This is a genomic window from Streptococcus sp. P25B114, from assembly GCF_053010325.1.
The window spans coordinates 77,365-102,760 of record NZ_JBRKNW010000003.1; the positions used below are offsets into that span (position 1 = coordinate 77,365).

Genomic DNA, 25,396 nt, shown 5'->3' on the forward strand with positions numbered 1-25,396 from the left:
AAAGGAGAAAAACAGTGTCAAAAGAACAAAAACGTGATTTGTTTTACACACAAAACGATGAACAAGTATTGTCTAGTCTCGAATCTTCAGCAGAAGGTTTGACAAGCCAGGAAGCCAGCAAACGGTTGGCTGAGTATGGTCGCAATGAATTGGATGAGGGTGAAAAAAGAACGCTCTTAGCAAAATTCTTGGATCAGTTTAAGGACTTGATGATCATTATTTTGATTGCTGCCGCAATCCTGACAGTGATTACAGAAGGGTCTCACGGTTTGACGGATGCCATCATCATCTTGGCTGTAGTTGTCTTGAATGCTGCCTTTGGTGTGTACCAAGAAGGTCAGGCAGAAGCAGCAATCGAAGCCCTTAAGAATATGTCTAGTCCTGTTGCACGTGTTCTCCGTGATGGCCACGTTGTCGAAGTAGATTCAAAAGATTTGGTCCCTGGCGATATCGTTTTGCTTGAAGCTGGAGATGTTGTACCTGCGGATATGCGTTTGTTAGAAGCTAACTCACTGAAGATTGAGGAAGCTGCTCTTACTGGTGAGTCAGTTCCAGTTGATAAGGATCTTTCCAAGGTACTTGAAGCAGATGCTCCAATCGGTGACCGTGTCAACATGGCTTACCAAAACTCAAACGTGACCTACGGTCGCGGTCTTGGTGTGGTAACCAATACAGGTATGTTTACTGAGGTTGGTCACATTGCGGGCATGTTGGCAAATGCTGATGAGACAGACACACCACTCAAGCAAAACCTGCACCAATTGTCTAAGGTCTTGACCTACGCCGTTTTGATTATTGCAGTTATCACCATGTTGGTATCTGTATTTGTCCGTGGTGAAGGTATCTTGCCAGCCCTTATGACATCCGTTGCCCTTGCGGTTGCGGCGATTCCAGAAGGTTTGCCAGCTATTGTTACAGTTGTTCTTTCACTTGGTACTCAAGTATTGGCTAAGCGAAACTCTATCATCCGTAAGTTGCCAGCGGTTGAAACACTTGGTTCAACAGAAATCATCGCTTCAGATAAAACTGGTACTTTGACCATGAACCAAATGACGGTTGAAAAGGTTTATACAAATGGTCAATTGATTGATGCAAAAGAAACTTTGGATGCAAGCAATACAACGCTTCGTGTAATGAACTTTGCCAACGATACAAAAGTTGACCCAACTGGTAAATTAATCGGTGACCCAACTGAAACGGCACTTGTTCAATTTGGTTTGGATCAAAACTTTGATGTTCGTGAAGTCTTGGTTTCTGAGCCTCGTGTGGCTGAACTGCCATTCGACTCAACACGTAAATTGATGTCAACTGTTCACCAACAAGCTGCTGGAAACTTCTTTGTAGCTGTTAAAGGTGCCCCAGACCAATTGCTCAAACGTGTAACGCAAATTGAAGAAAACGGTACAATCCGTCCGATTACCGATGCGGATAAACAAGCCATTCTTGCCACTAACAAGGACTTGGCTAAACAAGCCCTTCGTGTCTTGATGATGGCATACAAGTATGTTGATGCTATTCCTGAATTGGAATCTGACGTTGTTGAAAACGACCTTGTCTTCTCAGGTTTGGTTGGTATGATTGACCCTGAGCGTCCTGAAGCAGCAGAAGCTGTTCGTGTTGCTAAGGAAGCTGGTATCCGTCCAATCATGATTACGGGTGACCACCAAGATACGGCCGAAGCGATTGCCAAACGTCTTGGTATCATTGATCCAAACGATACAGAAGACCATGTATTTACAGGTGCAGAGCTCAACGAATTGACGGATGAAGAATTCCAAAAAGTCTTCAAACAATACTCCGTTTACGCGCGTGTATCTCCAGAACACAAGGTTCGTATCGTCAAGGCTTGGCAAAATGATGGTAAGGTTGTTGCCATGACTGGTGACGGTGTTAACGATGCACCATCATTGAAGACTGCCGACATCGGTATCGGTATGGGTATCACAGGTACGGAAGTTTCGAAAGGTGCTTCTGATATGGTCCTTGCTGATGACAACTTCGCAACCATCATCGTTGCGGTTGAAGAAGGACGTAAGGTCTTCTCAAACATTCAAAAGACTATCCAGTACCTCTTGTCAGCTAACACGGCTGAGGTATTGTGTATCTTCCTTGCAACCCTCTTTGGTTGGGACGTATTGGAGCCAGTTCATCTTCTTTGGATTAACTTGGTAACAGATACACTTCCAGCTATCGCCCTTGGTGTTGAACCTGCTGAGCCAGGTGTTATGCAGCACAAACCTCGTGGTCGTAACTCAAGCTTCTTCTCAGGTGGTGTCTTGAGCTCTATCGTTTACCAAGGTATCCTTCAAACTGTACTTGTTTTGGGTGTTTACGGATATGCTTTGTTATTCCCAGAACACAGCACCTATGAAGAAATTCACGCAGATGCGCTTACCATGTCTTACTTGACACTTGGTTTGATCCAGTTGGTACATGCCTTCAACGTTAAGTCTGTTTACCAATCTATCTTTACCGTTGGTCCATTTAAGAACAAACTCTTTAACTGGTCTATCGTAGCTGCCTTCTTGCTCTTGATGGCAACTTTGGTAATTCCAGGATTCAATACCTTCTTCAAGGTTTCAATCTTGACACCAACTCAATGGTTGGTAGCAATTATTGGTTCAGGTCTCATGGTTGTTGTTGTTGAAATTGTCAAATTTGTTCAACGCAAGATGGGCTTGGATGAAAAAGCTATCTGATTTGAATAGAATGAGCTAACTCAGGAAACTGGGTTAGTTTTTTTGTTGAAGTTGGCATAAGGGAGTGGTAAACTAGAGGAAAGGAGTTTTTATGAATTACCCACAAACCTATGTTTTGAACAACAGCTCGTCTTTCCCTAGTGAAAAATTGCCCCTCTTGCAGCAGGAACTGGCTGGTCTTGACGATTCAGCTCTCAATGCTTTGATGATGGTACCCTTGAAGAATCCTCTGGTGGCTCTCTTGTTGGCTATTTTCTTTGGTGAATTGGGAGTGGACCGTTTTTATGTTGGAAATAAGGAATTAGGATTTCTCAAGCTGGCTGCCATGGGCATTACCTTTGTCCTTATGTTTGTCTTGATTGGTTTTCTACTTTTGCCTTTGATTTACCTCTGGAAACTAATCGACTGCTTTTTGATTATGAAGGCTTGTAAGGAGGCCAATTACCAGCGTCTGATGAAACAGATTTATGAATTTAAGGCCTTTCAAGAAGGGCATCATATTTAGCGAAACTCGGTCTGACCGGGTTTTCTTTCTTTACAGGTGTGGAAAGTTTGAGCTGATTTTGTCACAGAAGTGTCATTTTTGAACCTTCTATTTGTGGTATAATGATAGAGCTTGTGTTCACAGATGGACACTTTTATATAAGTTAACGGTGAGCTCGGGTTTGATATGTAGCTTGAAGGGAGGAGTCATGGTGACAAGAAAGATAGCACGAATTTCTTTTATTATCTATCTACTGGCGCTGATTTGGATCATCGTTTTTAAGATGGATTTGTCCATTTTGTACGGTCGCTATGGCTATGCCAGTCTCAATCTCATTCCTTTTGCTGGGACGGCTGTTTATAATGGTGTTCTGGATTATCCAGAAATCATTTTTAATATTGCCAGCTTTATTCCCTTTGGGTTCTACATGGAAATAATCTTTCGGAAGGCCGAGTGGGAGCGAAATTTAGCTGTCATTCTGCTGGCCAGTCTGGGCTTTGAAGTGGTGCAATACCTGCTCCTGTTGGGGGTGGCAGACATCACGGACCTGCTGGCAAATGGTCTGGGCGGAGCCATTGGGATTAACCTCATGTACCAGGCGACGGCTGTTTGGCGGGAAAAGGCCTACTGGAGAATGACTATTTTTGCTGGCCTGGCTACAATTTTCTTCATTCTTTTAACTTATTTTTATATCTACTAGCTTGAAAAACATATACTAAATTTGTTACAATAGACATAATGACAATCAAAGAAGAAATTATCAAATTGTCCCAAGAAATTGGCATTTCTAAAATTGGCTTCACCACAGCGGATGATTTTGATTATTTGGAAAAATCCCTGAGGGCTGGAGTCGAAGAGGGGCGAACAACAGGTTTTGAGCATAAGAATATTGAGGAACGGATTCGGCCAAGATTAAGTTTAGAATCCGCCAAGACCATTATCTCAATTGCTGTAGCCTATCCACGTCACTTGCCGGTCAAGCCGGTCAAAACCCAGTACAAGCGCGGTAAGATTACGCCCAATTCTTGGGGCTTGGATTATCATTATATTCTCCAAGATAAGTTGGAGCGCTTGGCTCGTGGCATCGAACAACTGACCGAGGGCTTGGAATACAAGGCCATGGTAGATACGGGCGCCCTCGTTGATACGGCTGTAGCCAGACGGGCAGGTATTGGCTTTATCGGCAAAAATGGCTTGGTCATCTCCAAGGAATTTGGTTCCTATATGTTTCTTGGGGAATTAGTGACCAATCTAGACATTGAACCCGACCAGCCAGTTGATTATGACTGTGGTGATTGCAACCGCTGCGTTGAGGTCTGTCCGACCTCCTGCCTGATTGGAGATTCGACCATGGATGCGCGACGATGTCTGTCCTTTCAAACTCAGGACAAGGGCATGATGGACTTGGAATTTCGCAAGAAAATCAAGACCGTTATCTACGGTTGCGATATTTGCCAGATTTGTTGTCCTTACAACAAGGGAATTTCCAGTCCCCCTGTAGTAGAAGTGGATCCCGATTTGGCTGAGCCGGAGTTAATTCCCTTTCTGGACTTGTCCAATGGGCAATTCAAGGAAAAATTTGGCATGATTGCAGGCTCTTGGCGGGGGAAAAATATTCTCCAGCGCAATGCTATTATTGCACTGGCCAATGCCAATGACCGCTCTGCCATTCCCAAACTGATTGAAATCATAGATAAGAAGCAAAATCCGATCCACATGGCGACAGCGATTTGGGCTCTGAGCCAGCTGGTTAAGCAACCCAATCAGGAGCTGGTAGACTTTATCGCAAGTCTGACTTCTGATCATGAGGATGTGCGTGCGGAGCAGGCTGCTTTCTTAGAACTGGTGAAATCTAGGCAACTATGATATAATGAAAAGATAAAATTTTGAACGAGGTACTTATGGATACAGCAGAAATTCGCCAAAAGCTGGAAGAGCTTGGCAACAAATTAACATCATTTAGGAGGTCTCTTTGACTTAGAAGGTCTGGAAGAAGAGATTGCCATTCTTGAGAATAAGATGACGGAGCCAGATTTTTGGAATGATAATTTGGCGGCTCAGAAAACCTCTCAAGAATTAAATGAACTGAAAAATACCTATGGAAATTTCCATCAGATGATTGACCTCTACGACGAGGCTGAAATTCTCTTGGATTTCCTAGCGGAGGATGAGTCGGTTCGTGAAGAATTGGTTGAAAAATTGGCGGAGCTAGACAAGCTCATGACCAGCTACGAGATGACCTTGCTCCTGTCAGAGCCCTATGACCACAACAATGCCATCTTGGAAATCCATCCGGGCTCTGGTGGAACAGAAGCACAGGATTGGGGTGAGATGCTCTTGCGCATGTACCAGCGTTATGGTAATGCCAAAGGTTTTACAGTCGAAACGCTGGATTATCAAGCGGGTGACGAGGCTGGTATCAAGTCTGTGACGCTTAGTTTCACAGGACCAAATGCCTACGGGTTGCTTAAGTCAGAAATGGGTGTCCACCGTTTGGTGCGGATTTCTCCCTTTGACTCAGCCAAGCGTCGCCATACCTCCTTCACGTCTGTTGAAGTCATGCCTGAGTTGGACGATACCATTGAAATTGAAATCCGTGATGATGAAGTCAAGATGGATACCTTCCGATCGGGTGGTGCCGGTGGTCAGAACGTCAACAAGGTGTCGACCGGTGTGCGTTTGACCCACATTCCGACAGGAATTGTGACCCAATCAACCGTGGATCGTACCCAGTATGGCAACCGTGACCGGGCTATGAAACTCCTGCAGGCTAAATTGTATCAATTGGAGCAGGAGAAGAAGGCGGCAGAAGTCGACTCGCTCAAGGGTGACAAGAAAGAAATCACTTGGGGAAGCCAAATCCGCTCCTACGTCTTTACGCCTTATACTATGGTCAAAGACCATCGGACGGGATTTGAAGTGGCTCAAGTCGATAAGGTCATGGATGGAGACATTGAAGGTTTCATCGATGCCTATCTCAAATGGCGGATTAGCTAAGAATACAGAAAGGACTGTCACAGACAGGAAATTCTATGGGAATTTTTAAAAAGAAAAATAGAAGAAATGCGAGTGGTCGCTATCTAGACTCAGATCAGCCGGCCGCTCCAAGACGTATTATTGAAATGAAGGACGTTACCAAGAAATATAGTAACGGAACGACTGCTCTTCGCGGTGTGTCCATCAATGTCGATGCGGGCGAGTTTGCCTACATCGTTGGACCATCAGGAGCAGGGAAGTCTACCTTCATCAAACTCCTCTACCGTGAAGAAAAATTGGATAAAGGTAGCTTGACGGTTGGGAATTTCAACCTTGCTAAGATCAAGAAAAAGGATGTTCCCCTCCTCCGCCGTAGTGTGGGAGTTGTCTTCCAGGACTACAAGCTCTTGCCTAAGAAAACGGTCTATGAGAATATCGCCTATGCCATGGAAGTTATCGGTGAAAAACCGCGTAACATCAAAAAACGTGTCATGGAAGTTTTGGACCTGGTGGGACTTAAGCACAAGATCCGTACTTTCCCGAATGAGCTTTCAGGTGGTGAGCAGCAGCGGATTGCTATTGCGCGTGCCATTGTCAACAATCCCAAAGTCTTGATTGCGGATGAGCCGACAGGTAACTTGGACCCGGAAAATTCATGGGAAATCATGAGCTTGCTGGAGCGCATCAATCTGCAGGGGACAACAGTTCTCATGGCTACCCACAACAGCCAGATTGTAAACACTCTCCGTCATCGCGTTATTGCGATTGAGGATGGTCGAGTGGTTCGTGACGAAGCGGAAGGAGACTACGGATACGATGATTAGACGATTTTTTAGACATCTATGGGAGTCGCTCAAGAGTCTCAAACGAAATGGTTGGATGACGGTTGCGGCGATTTCTTCTGTGGCCATTACCCTGACCTTGGTGGGAATCTTTGCTTCTGTGATTATCAATACCGCTAAGTTGGCTTCGGATTTGGAAAACAATGTCCGCATCAATGTATTCTTGCGGGCCAATTCGACAGACCAGGCTGAAACCATTGTAGATGACGAAGGTAAGACAGTTGCCAATCCTAACTTCAAGGCTGTTTACAATAAAATCACAGCCCTGCCAAACGTTGAGACGGTGACTTATTCTAGCAAGGATGAGCAGTTGCAGAAGTTGACAGCGACCTTGGGTGATACCTGGAATCTCTTCCAGGGGGATGCCAATCCGCTCTATGATGCCTATATCATTGATACGACTGAGCCACAATATGTCAAGTCTGTGGCGGCTGAAATTGCCAAAATTGACGGTGTGACAGAGGTTCGAGATGGAGAGGTTGAGACGGAGCGTATATTTAAGTTGGCTGGGATGGTTCGGACCTGGGGTCTGGCTGCAGCAGCCTTGCTTCTCTTTACAGCAATTTTCTTGATTTCCAATACCATTCGGATTACCATCATTTCCCGCAGTCGTGAAATTCAGATTATGCGACTGGTTGGAGCGAAAAATTCCTACATCCGTGGTCCGTTCCTCTGGGAGGGAGCTTGGGTAGGTTTGCTGGGAGCGGCTCTTCCAGCAGCTCTGGTCTATTTCCTCTATCAAATGGTTTACAAATCCGTGAATGCGAGCTTGGCTAGTCAAGACCTATCCCTACTTCCGGTTGATATCTTTGTTCCCATCATGGTGGGAGCGCTGGTTGTCATCGGTGTGTTGATTGGTTCAATCGGATCGGTTATCTCAATGAACCGCTATTTAAAAATTTAAGAATACTAAAAATCCTAAGAAGTTTGGCTTCCTAGGATTTTTGCTTATCTAAAAAAGGGATTGAAATTTTTCTCGTGGGCAACGGTAGTGTTTTGACCGTGGCCTGGATGGACTGTGTAGTGGTTGGGGAGGGTGAAAATATGCTCCTGGATGCCGGCAATCAAATCATCAAAATTGCTGGTTGGAAGGTCTGTGCGGCCGATGTTTTCCCGGAAGAGGGCGTCGCCGGTGACAACAGCTTTGGCTTCAGGAAAAATGAAAGAAACACCGCCAATCGAGTGGCCAGGCGTAGGAACAACCTTGAAATGAAAGCCGTCAAGCTGGTAGTCTTCCTGATATTGAAAAACTTGCTCTGCGGGCTTGCAGACGACATTTTCCATATCATCGTGACGGGGTAGACCAGACAGGTTCATCTCCGGAGTATAGAGCCAACTAGCCTCGCTTTCGGCCACATAAACGGGTGGAAAACCGTAGGTCTCACGCAGGATGTCTAGACTTAGGATGTGGTCATAGTGGGTGTGGGTAAGCAGGATGGCTGTGATAGGCTTGCCAATTTTTTCGATAGTGGCCTGGATTTTATTCCAATCGCTGCCTGGATCGACCACCAGCAGATGGCTATCGTTTTCGATATAATAAGTGTTTTGGGTGGCAACTCGGTTGACAGATTTGTGGATTTTCATGGGGGCTCGCTTTCTCTCCTTATTCTATCTAATAGTCTAACAGAAAATGGGGCATCCTTCATGGATTTTGTTTTTCATGGCCTATCTATGCTATAATGTTTTTATGAAAGAGACGAAATCAAGCAATCGGTATACTGTTGTTGATTTGGAAGCAACGGGTACGGGTATTGATGCTAAAATTATTCAAATAGGAATTGTCATTGTTGAAAATGGTCAGATTGTCGAAACTTTTTCAACGGACATCAATCCCTATGAGCCCCTGGATGAACATATTGTTGATTTGACGGGGATTACGGACAAGCAATTGTCCCAGGCACCTAGTCTGGGCCAGGTGGCCGGTCAGATTTATGAATTGCTGGCTGATGCTATTTTTGTCGCCCACAATGTGACCTTTGATGCCAATTTGCTGGCGGAAGCCTTGTTTTTTGAGGGGTATGAACTCCGCACACCGCGGGTAGACACTGTCGAGCTATCCCAGGTCTTTTTCCCTACCATTGACAAGTACAGCTTGGGCAATCTTTCTGATAAATTGGACCTGGGTTTGGATCAGGCCCATACGGCCTTGGCAGATGCTACTGCGACAGCCAACTTGCTCTTGAAAATCCAGGAAAAAATCCTCTCCCTGCCCAAATCCATGGTGGAACAACTAGTGCAGTTATCTGATTGCCTGCTCTACGAGTCTCGCTTAGTCATTGAGGAATTGCTACCACAGCTGTCGGAGCAGGTCTCGTTAGACCTGGTTTACCGCCACGGCTTATTTTTGCAAGGATCTATTGAAGTTCCGGTTTCGCGCAAGTTTTCGGATGATTTTGTGACCAATCTGGGACTGCTGGGTCTCTATGAGCGGAAAAAGCAAACGGCCTTTGCAGGCTTGGTTGAGGAACGATTAAGTGATGAACAACAGGTTCATTTTATCCAGGCTCAGGCTGGTCTTGGGAAGACCTACGGTTATCTCTTGCCGCTCCTGGCTAAAACTGACCAAAAATTACTGGTCTCCGTGCCAACCAAGCTCTTGCAGGAACAGATTATGTCCAAGGAAGGCAAGCGCTTATCAGAAGTTTTTCACATTTCTATTAGTTCCCTCAAGGCACCCCAGCATTTTATTAAGCTAGACAACTATTGGCAGACCCTGCAACGCCAGGATGACAACCGTCTGGTCAATCAGTTTAAGATGCAGGTCCTGGTCTGGCTTAGTGAGACGCAGACAGGGGACTTGGACGAGCTCAAGCAGAAACAGCGTTACCAGGCCTATTTTGATGAAATTGCCCATGATGGCAAGTTGTCGGAGGATAGCCTTTTTTGGGACCAGGATTTCTGGAGAAAGGTGCAGAGAAGGGCTGTAGACAGTCGGCTCTTAATCACCAACCACGCCTATTTTTTGAGCCATCTTAAGGACCAGGACCCCTTGATGAACCAGCGCCTTGTGGTCATTGATGAAGCGCAAAAATTGCTATTGGCAGCGGAGAATTTGGCCACTGGGCAGGTCAATATGACCCAGCTTTTGCAAACCCTGCAGAGCAAGAAAGACAGGACCAGCAACCTGCTGGACCAGCGCTTGTATGAATCCTGCCAATTTGAGCTGCAGCATCTGATGACAGATTTCCGCAAGCAGGCTGACCGCGAAATCACTCGGACAGACTTGGACCAGTTGTGTCAGAATCTGCTGGAGTTGCAGGATTATGATTTGCAGGAATTGACGGATTTGTTGACCTACTATGAGCGTTTTTGGCTGGAAGACCATCGCCTGGCCGACAAGCGACTGACCTACCTGCGTGGGACCAAGGAGGATTTGCTAGATGTCAGTAGCTACCTGCCCCAGGGTAAGATTTTCTGTATCAGTGCCACACTGGACATTAGTAGTAAGGTCAATCTGGCGGATTTGCTGGGCTTTCAGGAAGTCACGTTTGACCGTCTCCCTCATCAACTGACCACCAACCAGCAGATTATTATTCCCCGTGGGCTGCCGGATATTCAGAGCCTGACCAAGGAGGAGCATGCTGGATTTATTGCCGAGCGTTTGGGGGAAATAGCAGAGCTGGGACGACCGATTTTGGTTCTCTTTACCTCTATTTCCCTGCTCTTGGAGGTAGCGGATCTATTGGAAGAGGCAGGATTGCCCTATCTAGCCCAGCATAAACATGGGACAGATGCCAGTTTAAAACGACGATTTGAACGGGGAGAATGTCAAATTCTTCTGGGAACGGGCATCTTCTGGGAAGGTGCAGATTTTGCCGACCAGGACCAGATGATTCAAGTCATTCCCCGCCTGCCGTTTGAAAATCCCAAGGATTCCTTTGTTCAAAAGGTAAATAGGAAACTGATTCAAGAGGGGAAAAATCCTTTTTATGATTACCATTTACCTATGATGATGATAAAGCTCAAGCAGGCTATTGGTCGGACCAATCGCTATGACCGCCAAGAATCTGCTGTCCTTCTCCTTGATAATCGCCTCCAGACCAAACAATATGGGCAACAGGTTATTGATTTTCTAGAGCAGGACTACCCGGTAGAAGGGGTGCAAGAGACGGCAATCATGGATGCCCTGAGCTATTTTTTCAGTGAGTGAGCCGAAAGGCTCTTTTCTTCTAACATGAACATAGAAAATTCATGCATTCTATGGTATAATTTTTCAAATATACTCATTTTGAAAGAGATTGCTATGACAGAAAAAACGATTGTATTTAAGGTAGGAACCAGCTCTCTGACCCAAGCAAATGGCAGTTTGGACCGCATTAAGATTGCTCGGATTACCAATCAGCTAGCTCAGTTGCACCAGAAGGGTTACCAGATTGTGCTGGTGACCTCAGGCTCTATTGCTGCTGGTTTTCGGAGATTGGGCTTTGACAAGCGACCGACCAAAATTGCGGAGAAGCAAGCTTCTGCGGCCGTTGGACAGGGCTTGCTGATTGAGGAATACACGCAGAATCTGATGAAAGACGGGATTGTATCAGCTCAGATTTTGCTGACCCAGGATGATTTTGCGGATGCCAGACGCTATCAGAATGCCTCTCAGGCCTTGCAGGTCTTGCTCAAGCAACGGGCCATTCCCATTATCAATGAAAATGACACCATTGCCATTGAGGAGATTAAGGTGGGAGACAATGATACCCTGTCTGCTCAGGTGGCTTCCCTTTTGAAAGCAGACCTCTTGGTGCTTTTAACAGATGTGGATGGGCTTTACACGGCCAATCCCAACAGCGATCCGACTGCCCAGCACTTGCCTGAAATCAAGGAAATTACGGAAGATTTATTTGCCATGGCAGCAGGAGCAGGATCGTCCAACGGAACGGGTGGCATGACCACCAAATTGCAGGCGGCACAGATTGCGACCAAGTCAGGCGTACCTGTCTTTATCTGCTCATCCAAGGAGGATACAGCCCTTTTGCAAGCCGTCACTCAAGCCAACCGTGGCACTCTCTTTTTAGCTGACGATCACGCCATGAACCAACGCAAGCAGTGGATGGCCTTCTACGCTCGGATAGATGCAGCAGTTGAGGTGGATGCTGGTGCGGTTGAGGCCATGTTGCACCAAGGCCGCAGTTTGTTAGCTGCTGGTGTCAAAGCCCTAGAAGGCGACTTTGAAGTAGGACAGGTCGTGGAAGTTTACAGTCAAGCAGACCACCGTATGATTGGTAAAGGGCGGGTCAAGCTGTCCTCCAAGGACTTGCAGGACCAGCTGGCAAATGGCAGAGCGGAAGGTGTGTTTATTCACCGCAACGATTGGGTAAGCCTATAGGAGAAAAATATGACCACAACACAAGCATTATTAGACAGTTTATTGGCCCATAAGGCCTCTATCAACCTGGCAACAACTGAACAAAAAAACCAGGCCCTATCAGCCATGGCAGACAAGTTGGTTGCCCAAACTGAGGAAATCCTAGCAGGCAATGCTATCGATATGGAACATGCCCAAGGCAAGATTAGCCAAGTCATGCAAGACAGATTACTTCTGACAGAAGAGCGGATTAAAGCAATGGCTGAGGGTATTCGTGCTTTGATAGCCTTGCCAGATCCTGTCGGATTAGTCTTGGAAGAATCCACTCGGGCAGATGGGTTGAAGATTAGTAAGAAGTCTATTCCCTTTGGCTTGGTGGGAATGATTTACGAAAGCCGTCCAAATGTGACCTCAGATGCTGCAGCCTTGGCAATCAAGAGTGGTAATGCGGTCATCTTGCGTGGTGGCAAGGAAGCTTTTCATTCGGCCCAGGCTATTGTCACAGCCCTCAAGGCAGGTTTGGAAGAAGTTGGCCTATCACCTAAGGTCATCGAGTTAGTCCAAGATACCAGCCGTGCCTCTGCGACCGAGTTGATGACTGCCAAAGGCAAGATTGACCTCTTGGTGCCACGTGGCGGTGCAGGACTTATTCAAGCCGTAGTAGAAAATGCGACTGTGCCAGTTATAGAAACAGGCACAGGTATCTGCCATGTCTATGTGGACAAGGATGCGGACTTGGACAAGGCCTTGCGGATTGTGGCCAATGCCAAAACCAGTCGTCCCTCAGTCTGCAATGCGGCGGAAGTCTTGTTGGTTCACGAAGCAATTGCCAGTCAATTCTTGCCTCGTTTGGAAGAAGCTCTTTCTGGTCAGGTGGAGTTGCGTGCAGACAGTCAGGCTCAGGCTCTTCTCAACCAATCCACACCGGCAGGTGAGCAGGATTTTGACACAGAGTTTCTGGATTATGTCTTGGCAGTTAAAGTCGTTTCAAGTGTGGAAGAGGCTATCAGCCACATCGCTCAACACTCGACTGGACATAGCGAGGCCATTGTGACGGAAAACAGCCAAACGGCAGAACGTTTCACACTTTACGTGGACTCAGCGGCAGTCTATGTCAATGCCTCGACCCGCTTCACAGACGGTGGTGAGTTCGGTCTGGGCTGTGAGCTGGGTATTTCCACCCAGAAGATGCATGCCCGTGGTCCAATGGGCCTGCGTGAGATGACCACCTACAAGTACATCATCACAGGCGACGGCCACATTCGTTAGGAGGACAAGATGAAGATTGGATTTATCGGACTGGGCAACATGGGAGCGGCCCTGGCCCAAGCGGTCAGCCAGCAAGCAGATACCCAGCTCCTCCTCAGCAACCACAACCCAGCAAAAGCCCAAGCTCTTCAGGCCCAGTTGGGTGGTGTCTTATTGTCCAATGGAGAAATAGCAGAGCAGGCCGAGGTCATTTTCCTTGGGGTCAAGCCTCACCTGATTCAGTCAGTCTTGTCAGGCTTACAGGACCAGATTAGCCAGAATCCGTCTGCCATTTGGATTTCCATGGCAGCGGGTGTGCCCCTTGACAGCCTGGCAGCATTTTTGTCGGTAGACAAACTCATCCGTATCATGCCCAATACACCTGTCGCTATCGGCCAAGGTATGACAACCTATAGCTTGGTCAATCCAGAGCTCGCTCCGCTATTGGAACAAATCTTAGAAAAATCTGGCAAGGTACAGCAAGTGCCAGAGAAGTTGATAGATGCTGCAACGGCTATCGCAGGCTGCGGACCTGCCTTCGTCTATCAGATGATTGAGGCCCTGACAGATGCGGGTGTGCAGAATGGTCTTACAGCGGAGGATGCGAAAATTTTGGCTGCACAAACCTTGGCTGGAACTGCTCAAATGGTATTATCCAGCGACAAGCACCCAGCCCAGCTCCGACAGGAAGTAACCTCGCCAGGAGGCTCGACCATCGCAGGCGTGGTAGCACTGGAAAAAGCAGGCTTCCGCTATGCCATCATTAAGGCAGTCGCCGCCGCCCTCAAAAAGACTAGAAAATTAGGCAAAAAATAGATTAGATATAGAAAATTTTTGGTTGCAACGTATTTTTCAGTCCTAAGACCGATGGAAACGGTTGGCAGTTGGGGTATACTATAGTCAATCCTAAATATTTTTCATAATCTCCTTAAAAACTTGGCTAATTGGTCAAGTTTTTTTGCGTTTGAGAGAAAGAAAAAACGAGACATTAATCTCGTTTGGTCTTGTCCTTGATCCACTGACTAACATTTGAGAGGGTCTTACTACGCTCTGCCTTGCGTTTTTGTTCTTGGACAAAATCTGCAAAACTTTGTTTGACGCCATCTTTTTGAACCTTATCTTGCAAATCATGCCATTTCTTTTTAAGGTTGCTGGAAGTCCGTTCGTAGTAGATTTCCAAAATTTCTTCCTTGGATTTGTAGTTGCGGTAGAAGGCGTTGCGCGAAACACCTGCCTTGCGCACTAATTCAGAGACGGAAATGTGCTTGAGTTCCTTTTTTTCAAGGAGAAATAGCAGAGCGGTCTCGAGAGATTCCTTGGTCAGCTGATTGGCCTCCTTGTTGGATTGATAGAGATTTTTCAAGGATTTTGGTGAAATTTTACGCTCGGTCATATTCTTCCTTTCTACTGTGACATCCGATTGGAAATGCTTTCATAACTAATGATTTAATGATATAATTGTAGAGTAAGATAGAGCACCTTGTCAACTAATTAAATCATTCAAAAGAAAAGAGATAAGAAAATGTCAAAATGGAAAATTGTTGCAGACTCTGGTTGTGATTACCGTCAACTAGCTCAGCTTGCGCCGGATACGGAGTTTGTCAGTGTTCCCCTGAGTATTCAGATAGGGGACCAGACCTTTGTTGATGATGCGAGTCTAGATATTGATCAGATGGTCTCTGTCATGCAGTCAACTTCTATGGCGGCGACATCTGCCTGTCCTAGCACTCAGGCCTATGAGGAGGCTTTTGCAGGTGCAGAAAATGTTATCGTTGTGACGATTACCGGTGGTTTGTCTGGCTCCTTTAATGCGGCTCGTGTTGCCCGTGATATGTATTTGGAAGAGCATCCAGAAGCTAAGATTCATTTGATTGACAGTCTTTCAGCTGGAGGCGAGATGGATTTACTGGTTACGGAAATCAATCGTTTGATTGCTTCAGGCTTGGAGTTTGAAGAAGTCGTATCTGCCATCACTACTTATCAAGAAAATAGCAAGTTATTGTTTGTCCTTGCTAAGGTCGACAATCTGGTGAAAAATGGCCGTCTCAGCAAGCTAGTTGGTGCTGTCGTTGGTCTCCTCAATATCCGTATGGTCGGTGAAGCCAGCAGCGAAGGTAAGTTGGAATTGCTCCAAAAGGCTCGTGGTCACAAAAAATCCGTCACCGCAGCTTGGGAAGAAATGAAAAAGGCTGGCTATAAGGGCGGACGCATCATTATGGCTCATCGTAATAACGATAAGTTCTTCCAACAATTTTCGGATTTGGTTAAGGAAACCTATCCAGAAGCTAGTATCGAAGAAGTTGCGACTTCCGGCCTTTGCTCTTTCTATGCAGAAGAGGGCGGCCTATTGATGGGGTATGAGAGATAGAAGCACTGGACAATATGTGTTGGTGGTTAAGCAAGAGGGTGTGCATCCGACTTGCCAGCTCATTGCTAACTGGGTTTTCTTGATGGAAAGGCTGGAAGCTATCCTTAAAATAAGAATATAGAGCTTAGTCCTTGTAGAAGGTGCTAAGCTCTTTTAATGTGTCTTCAAGATGTGGATGGAGACGGAGGAGAAGATAGGCAAAGGTACCGTTACGGATAAGCTGGTATCGTCCTTCAAGTCTTGCAGTTTTCGGATTATCTGGAAATTGAATGATTAACTGGTCACGCACCACCTGATAGGGATAAGCAAGAGGATATTTTTTGATCAAATCTTGTATTTGAACTTCTTCATTTAAGGATTGCTCCCGCAGCTGCTGCGTGTTACGAGTGAACATCCCATTATCGATATACAAAGAAAGTGCCTTTTGCATGATCAGGTTGGTATCGTAGTCAATCAATCCTTTATAGGTTAAAAAAGCATCGAGGAGACGGGGAGGCAGGCTAACGGCACCTATCCGTAGAGCTGGGAATAAGGTTGGTGAGAATGACTTGATATAGACGACAAAGTCGTTCTTGTCAAGGTAATGTAAGGGTAGTTGACGGTTTCCATCAAAATCAGCCAAGTAGTCATCTTCGATGAGATAGACCTGATAGCGCTTGGCAAGGTGAACGATCCTCTCCATGGTTGTTCTATCGTAGCTTGTCCCCAGTGGGTTATGCAAACGTGGAATGGTATAGAAAAATTTTATCGTTCCAGTCTGAAAAAGACCTTCCAGTCGGTCCAAGTCAATCCCTTCCATACTGCGTTGAATGGTCAGGTAAGGCAGGCCTTGTTGGCGAATCAATTCCTCCATACGAGAATAAGTAGGAGACTCGATGAGGATATGGGTTCGGTCGGGACCGAAATCCATTTGGCTCAGGATATAGAGGGCTTGTTGACTTCCAGCAGTGATGACCAATTGGTCTTTTCGGCTATAGACATGGTAGTCCATTAGGAGCAGTTGAACAGATGTGATTAATTCTGTCAAACCGGCCTGCTGATGGTAATAATTGAAGAGGTAATTTTCACGGCCAATTAAACTTTGGTGTAAACAAATACGGAAGTCCTCATAAGGCAGTTCCTCAAAATCAGCCAGATCCAGATCAATGGGCTCTTCCAAAATGTCACGGTCATCCAAAACATAATAGCCACTTTTTTCGACCGCATAAATCTTGTTTTGATACTTAAGTTCCTGCATAGCCTTTTGAACAGTATCCTTGCTGCACTCGTACTGCAGACTTAATTGGCGAATGGACGGTAGTTTTTCTCCCCGCTTATAGTCTTGTCGTTCGATTCCGTCTAGGATGTCTTCAACGATGTCCCTGTATTTACTCATCAACTGTCCCCCTACAGATCTATGGTCCTAGTATAGTATAAAACTGTTCTGTGAACAAGTGGCGCGTGTTTTCAAGTGTCAGCCCCTAGCATTCGTGGTATACTAGAACTATGAAAATCATACTTCCAAATGCAAAAGAACTCAACACCACTATTGATAACCATTCCTTTCACCCCTTGGACCCAACCAGTTTAGCGGTCGCTCAAACCTGTAGCCAATTCCAGCAGGAAGAATTAGCTTCCTTTTATAAAATCTCTTATGACCGTGCTGGATTGGAGTTCGATCGCTGGAAGCGGATTGAAGCCAAGCAAGCTAAAACCTATCCAGCCTGGTTGCTGTACGACGGATTGATGTACCGGTATATGGACCGAAGAGACCTGACAATAGATGAGGAGGTCTATCTAAAAAAACATGTCCTCCTGGCTACAGCCTTGTATGGGCTCATCAGCCCGGACCACCTTATTTCTCCCCATCGGCTTGATTTTCAAGCAGGGATCAAAGTGGAAGGGAAATCCCTCAAGCAATACTGGCGACCGACCTTTGACAAAGTCGTTGAAGAAGAAGACTGGATCCTTTCCCTCGCTTCTTCTGAATTTGAACAGGTATTTTCTCCCCAGATTCAGAAAAAACTAGTCCGGGTGACCTTTATGGAGGAAAAGGATGGCAAACGAAGGATACACTCAACCATTTCAAAAAAGGGCAGAGGACGCCTTGTTTCTGTGATGGCCAAGGAAGGGATTACTGAATTGACAGCTCTTCAACAGGTTACCGTTGATGGATTTTCTTATCAGGCAGAACTTTCCGATCAATTGAATCTAGTTTTTGTCAGAAAGACCAATTGAAAACCATTACATGTGTGTTTTGTAACAAAAATGTTAACTTAGGGCAGTAATTTGTTAGAAGAGGCACAGAACTTGTGATATAATAGTAATGTTACAGTTTTGAATGAAAGGGTTAAATTACCATGAGTCGAACAAAAACATCATCCCGAAGAAACCAGCTGCATTGGGCAAACCTAACCTTGCTCATCCTCTACACAGGAGCAGTTGGTTTCCTACTGTATCAAGTGTTTCGGTATGACATTCTTGCCTTTCGCAATCTCAACCTGGTCCTGGCTGGGTTGGCCATTATCTTGGGACTTGTTTGTTTGTTCCTTATTTTAGGAAAAAGAGCTAAAGTAGTGACCGCATTCCTGCTTATTCTAGGCCTTGTCGTTAGTTCTGTCGGTCTCTATGGAGTCCAGAGTATCGTCAACCTTTCGAACAAGTTGAATTCAAACGCCACCTATTCTGAATATGAGATGAGTGTTCTGGTTCCTGCAGAAAGCCAGGTCTCGGATATCAGTCAAGTGACCGAATTGTTGGCGCCTACCGGAAATGACGGTGATAATATCCAAGCCTTGTTGGACAACCTGTCTCAGACAAAAAACCTATCTCTGACACCAACCAAAACGGATTCCTATCTGGATGCATATCAGAAGATGCTTGCTGGTGAGAGTCAGGCCATGGTCTTGAACGGAGTCTTTGCAGACATCCTGTCTGCGGAAGACCCAGACTTTGACACCAAGGTCAAAAAGATCTATAGTTTCACCTTGACAAAAAAAGTTGAAACAGCAGTCAACCAACCGACTGGTGATGTCCTGAACATCTATATTAGTGGCATTGACACCTATGGACCAATCTCGACCGTTTCCCGTTCGGACGTCAATATCATCATGACCATCAATCAGGCAACCAAGCAGGTACTCTTAACCACCACCCCTCGTGATAGCTATGTTGCGATCGCAGATGGCGGGCAAAATCAAAAAGACAAATTGACCCACGCAGGGATTTACGGAGTAGAAGCCTCCATGCATACCTTGGAAAATCTCTATGACATCGATATCCATTACTATGCGCGTGTGAACTTTACCTCCTTCCTAAAATTAATTGACCTCGTAGGAGGAGTGGATGTTGTCAACGATCAGGCCTTTACCAAAGGAAGTCATGATTTCCCTGTCGGAACCATTCATTTGGATTCTGAAAAAGCTTTAATTTTTGTACGCGAACGCTATTCGCTACAGGGCGGTGACAATGACCGTGGAAAAAACCAGGAGAAAGTCATTGCGGCTCTCATTCAAAAATTAAGCAGACCTGAAAATTTAACCAATTACCAATCCATCATCAACAACCTACAAGATTCAATCCAGACCAATATGAGTTTGGAAACCATGATGAAATTGGTCAATACCCAGATGGAAAGTAGTGGCAGTTACACAGTTCAATCCCAAGCCTTGCAGGGTACTGGAAGTACAGGTCTCTTGCCTTCTTATGCAATGCCTGGTTATCAATTGTATATGATGGAGGTCAATCCAGATAGCCTCAACCAAATGAAAGCAGCTATGCAGGCAGTCATGTTAGGAGAATAGGATGTTAGATATTCATTCACATATCATATTTGGTGTGGACGATGGTCCAAAAACTGCAGAAGAAAGTTTGGAGCTCTTAAAGCTCAGCTATCAACAAGGGGTGCGCGGTATCGTAGCCACCTCTCATCGCCGAAAAGGCATGTTTGAAACGCCAGAAGAGACAATCTTTAAGCACTTTAAAGAAGTTCAAGCACTGGCAAAAACCATCTCGGACGATTTGTTTCTCTTTTATGGGGCGGAAATTTATTTCACGGATGGTGTAATTGAAAAGTTGGAACGAAAAGAACTACCGACCTATGGAAATTCTAGCAGTGTCTTGATTGAATTTAGCGGGTCAACTAGCTACAAAAAAATTCAGGAAGCTGTGCGTGACATCTTGCGGTTGGGCTTGACTCCCATTCTCGCCCATATCGAACGATACGATGCCTTGGCGGGTGAAGGTGGCAAAGTTGCAGATCTCATCGCCATGGGTGCCTATATGCAGATCAATAGTACTAGTGTCTTGAAACCCAAACTTTTTGGAGATCGGCACAAAACCTATAAACAACGGGCCCACTACTTCTTAGACAACGAACTGGTGCACTTTGTGGCAAGTGACATGCACAATACAAGCAGTCGGCCACCCTATATGGACCAGGCCTTCCAACTCATTGAGAAGGAGTACGGGCGAGACCGTGCCAAGGCCTTGTTTATAGAAAACCCAATTGCCCTTATGCAAAATAAACTTTAAACTTTAGGAGACAGTATGAATAACCAAGAATCGAATGTTATGGAAATTGACGTTCTGTATCTATTGAAAAATCTATGGAGGAATAAGTTTTTAATCCTTCTGAGTGCCCTGTTGGGTGTATCCGTTGCATTTGCCTACTCCGTTTTCGTAGTGACGCCACAGTATAACAGTACCACTCGGATCTACGTGGTCAATAAGGTGGCTGATAGTGGTCAAAACTTGACGGCACAAGAACTCCAAGCGGGTACCTATCTAGTAAAAGACTATAAGGAAATTATCCTATCTCAGGATGTTCTCTCTACGGTAACAGAAGAGTTAAAACTCACATCAAATTTGGCCAGCAAGGTTTCTGTCAGCATTCCAGTTGATACACGTATCGTGTCGATCACAGTCCGTGATGCGGATGCCAATGAAGCGGCGCGCATAGCCAACGGCCTTCGTACAGTAGCTGCCCAGAAAATCATCGACGTTACCAAGGTTAGTGATGTAACAACACTCGAAGAGGCTCGACCAGCAAAAACACCGTCGACTCCAAATACAAAACGCAATATTGTCTTTGGCTTCCTGGTTGGTGCTTTTCTTGCAGTAGCCTTGGTTTTGGTGAAAGAAGTCTTGGATGATCGCATCAAACGCCCAGAGGACATTGAAGAAAAAATGGGCTTACCATTGCTTGGTGTAGTACCAGATGTAGCTAAATTGAAATAGGAGAGAACCATGGCAGTATTAGAAACATCAGGAAATAAAAAAGTATTCTTAAAGAAGACGGAAGAGTATTTCAATGCAATCCGAACCAACATCCAGTTGAGTGGGGAGAATATCAAGGTAGTGGCCATTACGTCTGCTCAATCCAATGAAGGTAAGTCAACCACTTCAGTCAGTTTAGCAGTGGCCTATGCGCGTGCGGGCTATAAGACTGTATTGGTGGATGCCGATATTCGAAATTCCGTCATGTCTGGCTTCTTTAAGCCAAAAACCAAGATTACGGGCTTGACGGACTATTTGGCAGGAACGACGGACCTTTCCCAAGGACTCTGTGATACAGACATTCCAAATTTGACCGTCATCGAGGCAGGGAAGGTATCGCCTAACCCGACAGCTCTTTTGCAAAGCAAGAATTTCGAAAACCTCCTTGCGACCCTTCGTCGCTATTTTGACTATGTCATCGTCGACTGTCCGCCACTTGGTATGGTCATTGATGCAGCCATCATTGCTCAAAAGTGTGATGCCGTACTGACAGTGGCAGAAGCTGGAAGAATCAAACGGAAAGCTCTACAAAAAGTCAAAGAACAACTCGAGCAAACAGGGACTCCATTCCTTGGTGTTATCTTAAATAAATTTGACACCAAGTTGGAAAAATACGGTTCATACGGTGCTTATGGTGCCTATGGCAATTATGGAAACTACGGAAAGAAATAGACCGAATCAATCGGTAATTGAGAGATATGTCACGATCAATAAAACGAATCATTTTATTGGGATTCGATCTCGTGTCGATTGCCCTATCCTTTGTATTGAGTAAGCTCTTTTTAGGGGTTATTATAGACATGCCGAATGAACAGCTGAAAGTTGGATTTGTTCTAGTGACCATTGTCTACCTAGCCCTATCTATTTACCTGAAAGTCTTTTCACTCATTACACGCTACACTGACTATGAGTCGCTCTTTAAGATTGGATTGAGCGTAGCGATGGCTTATGGCTTTCTCTTGCTCTCATCCTTCTACCTATGGCAAACGTTTTCCTATCGCTTTATTCTCACTTCAAGTATTTTGACTTTTGTCTTGATGGTGGTACCCCGTCTAACTTGGCGTGCCATCCATGATAGAAAGTCTAAGTCCAAGTCAAATACACGACGGCCAGTTCGTACTCTGGTTGTTGGTGCCGGTGACGGAGGACAGCTTTTCATCAATACCGTAATCGAGCGCAAGTTGGATTTTGATTTGGTAGGTATTGTGGATGCGGATCCAAGTAAGCTCAATAGCTATATTCGCAATGTCAAGGTAATCGGAAATCGCAACGACATACCAGCCTTGGTCAAGGATTTGGAGATTGAACAAGTCACTATCGCTATTCCATCATTACCCGGTAAAGAGCGAGAATCCTTAGTCGAGATCTGTAATTCAGTGAACGTTAAGGTCAATTCCATGCCTAGTATAGAGGACATCGTTGCGGGCAATATCTCAGTTAGCTCCCTCAAGGAGATTGATATTGCAGATCTGTTGGGCCGCCCTGAAGTGGTCTTGGATCAGGAAGAATTACGCAGTTATTTCAAGGATAAGACGGTCTTGGTTACTGGAGCCGGAGGTTCTATCGGTTCGGAGCTGTGTAGACAGGTGGCACGGTTCAAGCCTGAACGCCTGATTTTGGTAGGTCACGGAGAAAATTCGATCTATCTGATTCATCGGGAGATGGTGAGTCTCTATGGTGCAGAAGTAGAACTCATTCCTGTCATAGCCGATATCCAAGACAGAGACTTGATGTTTTCGGTCATGAAGGAATTCCAGCCCCACGTTGTCTATCATGCAGCGGCACATAAGCATGTTCCTCTGATGGAGTTCAATCCACATGAAGCGGTTAAAAACAATATCTTTGGGACCAAGAATGTGGCAGAGGCTGCAAAGGAAGCAGGTGTTGACAAATTTGTCATGGTATCGACGGACAAGGCGGTCAATCCACCCAATGTTATGGGAGCGACCAAACGTGTGGCTGAAATGATTGTAACTGGCTTGAACGGAGACAGTAAGACCCAGTTTGTAGCTGTCAGATTTGGGAATGTACTAGGTAGTCGGGGTAGTGTGGTTCCACTCTTCAAGGAACAGATCAAGAAAGGTGGGCCATTGACGGTCACGGACTACCGCATGACCCGCTATTTTATGACCATTCCGGAGGCCAGTCGGTTGGTCATCCAGGCTGGCTATATGGCAAATGGTGGCGAGGTCTTTGTCCTGGACATGGGTGAGCCTGTACACATCTTGGACTTGGCCCGTAAGGTCATCAAGCTCAGTGGACACACAGAAGAAGAGATTCAGATAGTAGAGTCTGGAATTCGTCCTGGTGAAAAGCTCTACGAGGAGCTTTTGTCAACAGAAGAGCGTATCAGTGAACAAGTTCATGAAAAGATCTTCGTTGGTCGAGTGACCAATCAGGATAAGGAACGAGTCCAAGACTTTATCGATCGCCTATTGTCCCTGGACAAGGTCGAGTTGAAAAATGTCTTGATTGACTTCGCACGACAGGATTAAGAAAGTAAAAGTTATTTTTACTTTCCTAGAGTTTAAATGGGATTTAAATTCTAGGAAGGTTGAAATACGTTCATGAGGTAGGTCATACGTTATTGAGAGAAAAGAAAACAGTGTCAAAGGTAGCCTTTACCATAAGGTTCAGATAGAGCTGGCTTTCACTTCTAAGCAGTTAGACGGAAGTCAACTGATGTATGACCAGACATGGTATATCTATGAGACCAATACGATTGGTTTTTAGGATAGTCTTCACTTTCATGTACGTTTTGAACCTGTCCACCCTCTTCAAGATGGGAATGGTCGAGTTGATCGACTGATCCTGTTTAAGGAAGGTCTCAAACATGGACATGTCCCTTTACCATTGGAGATGAGATGAAATATGTTCCCATGGTGGCTTAGCAGCACAAGATCGATTTAAGCAGTATTTGGAGTATTTTAGGATTGAGTAATACACGTAATCGAGGGAGATAAGATAAAATGGCATTTGATTTTTCAAGAGAAGTAGAACCCTTTAAGAATAAGGTTTGGCTTGCTTCACCAACGATGCATGGTGATGAATTAGAGTACATGAAGGAAGCCTTTGAAACCAATTGGATGACAACGGCTGGTTCAAATATTGATGCTCTGGAAGAAATGATAAAGGAATATACAAACAGTGAACAAGTAGTCGCACTTTCATCCGGAACATCTGCTTTACATTTAGCTATGAAGTTGGCTGGAATAAAGAGTGGTGACTATGTTTTTTGCTCAGATGTGACTTTTTCAGCCACTGTGAATCCTATCACATACGAGGGTGGGATACCTGTTTTTATTGATTCTGAGTATGATACCTGGAATATGGACCCGGAAGCGTTGGAGAAAGCATTTGAAATCTATCCAGCTGTGAAAGTTGTTGTTTTGGTTCACTTATACGGAGTACCTGCAAAAATAGATGAGATACAAGCTATTTGTGATAAACACGGTGCAATTCTTGTCGAAGATGCAGCAGAATCCTTAGGAGCAACTTATAGAGGAAAACAGACAGGAACCTTTGGTCAACATTCTATTATTTCTTTTAATGGTAATAAAATTATTACAGGTTCAAGTGGTGGTGCTTTATTGACTACTGAGTTGAATGCGGCCAATAAAGTTAGAAAATGGTCAACACAAGCTCGAGAACAGGCTTCTTGGTATCAACACGAAGAAATTGGATACAATTATCGAATGAGTAATGTTATAGCAGGTGTTGTTCGTGGACAGATGCCCTATTTAGATGAACATATTGCTCAGAAAAAAGCTATTTATGAACGTTACCAAGAAGGATTGAAGGGTCTACCAATCAAAATGAATCCATTTGATTCAACTAATTCAGTACCGAATTATTGGTTATCTTGTTTAACTATAAATCCAGAAGCTATGGCAAAACAAGTACGTTCTGATAATGATGTTCTTTATACTTCTGAGAAGGGAAAAACTACTCCTTCTGAAATTTTAGAAGCCTTGAACACAATTAATGCAGAAGGCCGCCCAATTTGGAAGCCAATGCACTCACAACCAATTTTTAGAATGAATCCATTTATTACAAAGAATGGAAATGGTAGAGCTCAAACCAATGCATATATTGTGGGAAACTACTCAGATGTCGGCACAGATCTTTTTGAACGTGGCTTATGTCTCCCTAGTGATAATAAAATGACTGTAGAAGAGCAGAACGTTATTATTGAAACAATAAAAGCTTGTTTTGAATAGAAAT

Annotated in this window: 21 protein-coding genes and 2 pseudogenes; 20 read left to right on the forward strand and 3 right to left on the reverse strand. The window is 45.0% G+C overall.

The features are described from left to right. Positions 1-14 precede the first annotated feature (14 nt). From ACVC7T_RS02380 to ftsX, 7 genes are all read left to right on the forward strand, one after another. The gene (locus tag ACVC7T_RS02380) at positions 15-2,699 is read left to right on the forward strand and encodes a cation-translocating P-type ATPase (RefSeq protein ID WP_447262401.1); all 2,685 of its coding nucleotides are present in this window, start codon (positions 15-17) and stop codon (positions 2,697-2,699) included. Positions 2,700-2,790: 91 nt separating this feature from the next. After that, positions 2,791-3,204 (forward strand): TM2 domain-containing protein, encoded by a 414-nt coding sequence (locus ACVC7T_RS02385; protein ID WP_105110300.1) that lies wholly within the window; start codon positions 2,791-2,793, stop codon positions 3,202-3,204. A 187-nt stretch (positions 3,205-3,391) separates the two neighbouring features. Further along, positions 3,392-3,883, forward strand: a complete 492-nt coding sequence (locus ACVC7T_RS02390) for a VanZ family protein (protein WP_105123102.1) — start codon at positions 3,392-3,394, stop codon at positions 3,881-3,883. A gap of 38 nt (positions 3,884-3,921) precedes the next feature. After that, on the forward strand, positions 3,922-5,049 hold the full coding sequence (gene queG / locus ACVC7T_RS02395; protein WP_257118005.1) for a tRNA epoxyqueuosine(34) reductase QueG: 1,128 nt from the start codon (positions 3,922-3,924) through the stop codon (positions 5,047-5,049). Between the two features lie 35 nt (positions 5,050-5,084). Further along, positions 5,085-6,180, forward strand: a protein-coding gene (prfB, locus tag ACVC7T_RS02400) for a peptide chain release factor 2 (protein WP_105110303.1) whose coding sequence is annotated in 2 segments (ribosomal slippage) — positions 5,085-5,156 and positions 5,158-6,180 — 1,095 coding nt in all. Because the reading frame shifts where the segments join, the coding sequence is not laid out codon by codon here. 125 nt (positions 6,181-6,305) lie between these two features. Then, a complete protein-coding gene (gene ftsE, locus ACVC7T_RS02405; protein WP_105110314.1) occupies positions 6,306-6,983 on the forward strand; it encodes a cell division ATP-binding protein FtsE in 678 nt (225 codons plus the stop codon). Beyond that, complete coding sequence (gene ftsX / locus ACVC7T_RS02410; RefSeq protein ID WP_105110304.1) at positions 6,976-7,905, forward strand: permease-like cell division protein FtsX; 930 nt, start codon at positions 6,976-6,978, stop codon at positions 7,903-7,905. Before ftsE ends, ftsX begins: the two co-directional genes overlap by 8 nt. A gap of 44 nt (positions 7,906-7,949) precedes the next feature. Here ftsX and ACVC7T_RS02415 read toward each other — a convergent pair whose 3' ends face one another. Beyond that, positions 7,950-8,585, reverse strand: coding sequence for an MBL fold metallo-hydrolase (locus ACVC7T_RS02415; protein ID WP_394735704.1), 636 nt, complete (start codon positions 8,583-8,585; stop codon positions 7,950-7,952). 103 nt (positions 8,586-8,688) lie between these two features. On the opposite strand from ACVC7T_RS02415, the gene ACVC7T_RS02420 reads away from it, so the two are divergent. From ACVC7T_RS02420 to proC, 4 genes are all read left to right on the forward strand, one after another. Beyond that, the gene (locus tag ACVC7T_RS02420; protein WP_447262402.1) at positions 8,689-11,151 is read left to right on the forward strand and encodes a bifunctional DnaQ family exonuclease/ATP-dependent helicase; all 2,463 of its coding nucleotides are present in this window, start codon (positions 8,689-8,691) and stop codon (positions 11,149-11,151) included. Between the two features lie 93 nt (positions 11,152-11,244). Then, complete coding sequence (proB, locus tag ACVC7T_RS02425; protein ID WP_257104135.1) at positions 11,245-12,321, forward strand: glutamate 5-kinase; 1,077 nt, start codon at positions 11,245-11,247, stop codon at positions 12,319-12,321. 9 nt (positions 12,322-12,330) lie between these two features. Beyond that, positions 12,331-13,569 (forward strand): glutamate-5-semialdehyde dehydrogenase, encoded by a 1,239-nt coding sequence (locus ACVC7T_RS02430; RefSeq protein WP_447262403.1) that lies wholly within the window; start codon positions 12,331-12,333, stop codon positions 13,567-13,569. 9 nt (positions 13,570-13,578) lie between these two features. Beyond that, positions 13,579-14,364 carry a pyrroline-5-carboxylate reductase gene (gene proC / locus ACVC7T_RS02435; RefSeq protein ID WP_447262404.1) on the forward strand — a complete coding sequence of 262 codons (786 nt, stop codon included), beginning with the start codon at positions 13,579-13,581 and terminating at the stop codon, positions 14,362-14,364. Between the two features lie 354 nt (positions 14,365-14,718). Here proC and ACVC7T_RS02440 read toward each other — a convergent pair. Further along, positions 14,719-14,941, reverse strand: a pseudogene (locus ACVC7T_RS02440) (TetR/AcrR family transcriptional regulator); the annotation flags it as partial. Positions 14,942-15,070: 129 nt separating this feature from the next. On the opposite strand from ACVC7T_RS02440, the gene ACVC7T_RS02445 reads away from it, so the two are divergent. Further along, entirely contained in the window at positions 15,071-15,916 is an 846-nt protein-coding gene (locus ACVC7T_RS02445; RefSeq protein ID WP_447262405.1) for a DegV family protein, read from the forward strand. 124 nt (positions 15,917-16,040) lie between these two features. Here ACVC7T_RS02445 and ACVC7T_RS02450 read toward each other — a convergent pair whose 3' ends face one another. Further along, positions 16,041-17,291, reverse strand: a complete 1,251-nt coding sequence (locus tag ACVC7T_RS02450; protein WP_447262406.1) for an aminotransferase-like domain-containing protein — start codon at positions 17,289-17,291, stop codon at positions 16,041-16,043. Between the two features lie 110 nt (positions 17,292-17,401). On the opposite strand from ACVC7T_RS02450, the gene yaaA reads away from it, so the two are divergent. The 8 genes and pseudogenes from yaaA to ACVC7T_RS02490 all read left to right on the forward strand — a co-directional run bounded on the left by yaaA (position 17,402) and on the right by ACVC7T_RS02490 (position 25,392). Next, positions 17,402-18,133: a peroxide stress protein YaaA gene (yaaA, locus tag ACVC7T_RS02455; protein ID WP_447262407.1), complete on the forward strand. Its 732-nt coding sequence runs from the start codon at positions 17,402-17,404 to the stop codon at positions 18,131-18,133. A 122-nt stretch (positions 18,134-18,255) separates the two neighbouring features. Next, positions 18,256-19,698 carry an LCP family glycopolymer transferase CpsA gene (gene cpsA, locus ACVC7T_RS02460; RefSeq protein WP_447262408.1) on the forward strand — a complete coding sequence of 481 codons (1,443 nt, stop codon included), beginning with the start codon at positions 18,256-18,258 and terminating at the stop codon, positions 19,696-19,698. A gap of 1 nt (position 19,699) precedes the next feature. Next, the gene (locus ACVC7T_RS02465; protein WP_447262409.1) at positions 19,700-20,428 is read left to right on the forward strand and encodes a CpsB/CapC family capsule biosynthesis tyrosine phosphatase; all 729 of its coding nucleotides are present in this window, start codon (positions 19,700-19,702) and stop codon (positions 20,426-20,428) included. Positions 20,429-20,443: 15 nt separating this feature from the next. Beyond that, positions 20,444-21,133, forward strand: coding sequence for a YveK family protein (locus ACVC7T_RS02470; protein WP_447262410.1), 690 nt, complete (start codon positions 20,444-20,446; stop codon positions 21,131-21,133). A gap of 9 nt (positions 21,134-21,142) precedes the next feature. After that, positions 21,143-21,844, forward strand: a complete 702-nt coding sequence (locus tag ACVC7T_RS02475) for a tyrosine-protein kinase (protein WP_257117993.1) — start codon at positions 21,143-21,145, stop codon at positions 21,842-21,844. Positions 21,845-21,870: 26 nt separating this feature from the next. Next, the gene (locus ACVC7T_RS02480; protein WP_447262411.1) at positions 21,871-23,667 is read left to right on the forward strand and encodes a polysaccharide biosynthesis protein; all 1,797 of its coding nucleotides are present in this window, start codon (positions 21,871-21,873) and stop codon (positions 23,665-23,667) included. Positions 23,668-23,947: 280 nt separating this feature from the next. Beyond that, positions 23,948-24,040, forward strand: a pseudogene (locus tag ACVC7T_RS02485) (Fic family protein); the annotation flags it as partial. A gap of 101 nt (positions 24,041-24,141) precedes the next feature. Continuing rightward, positions 24,142-25,392 carry a DegT/DnrJ/EryC1/StrS family aminotransferase gene (locus ACVC7T_RS02490; protein WP_447262412.1) on the forward strand — a complete coding sequence of 417 codons (1,251 nt, stop codon included), beginning with the start codon at positions 24,142-24,144 and terminating at the stop codon, positions 25,390-25,392. The last annotated feature ends 4 nt before the right edge of the window (positions 25,393-25,396 follow it).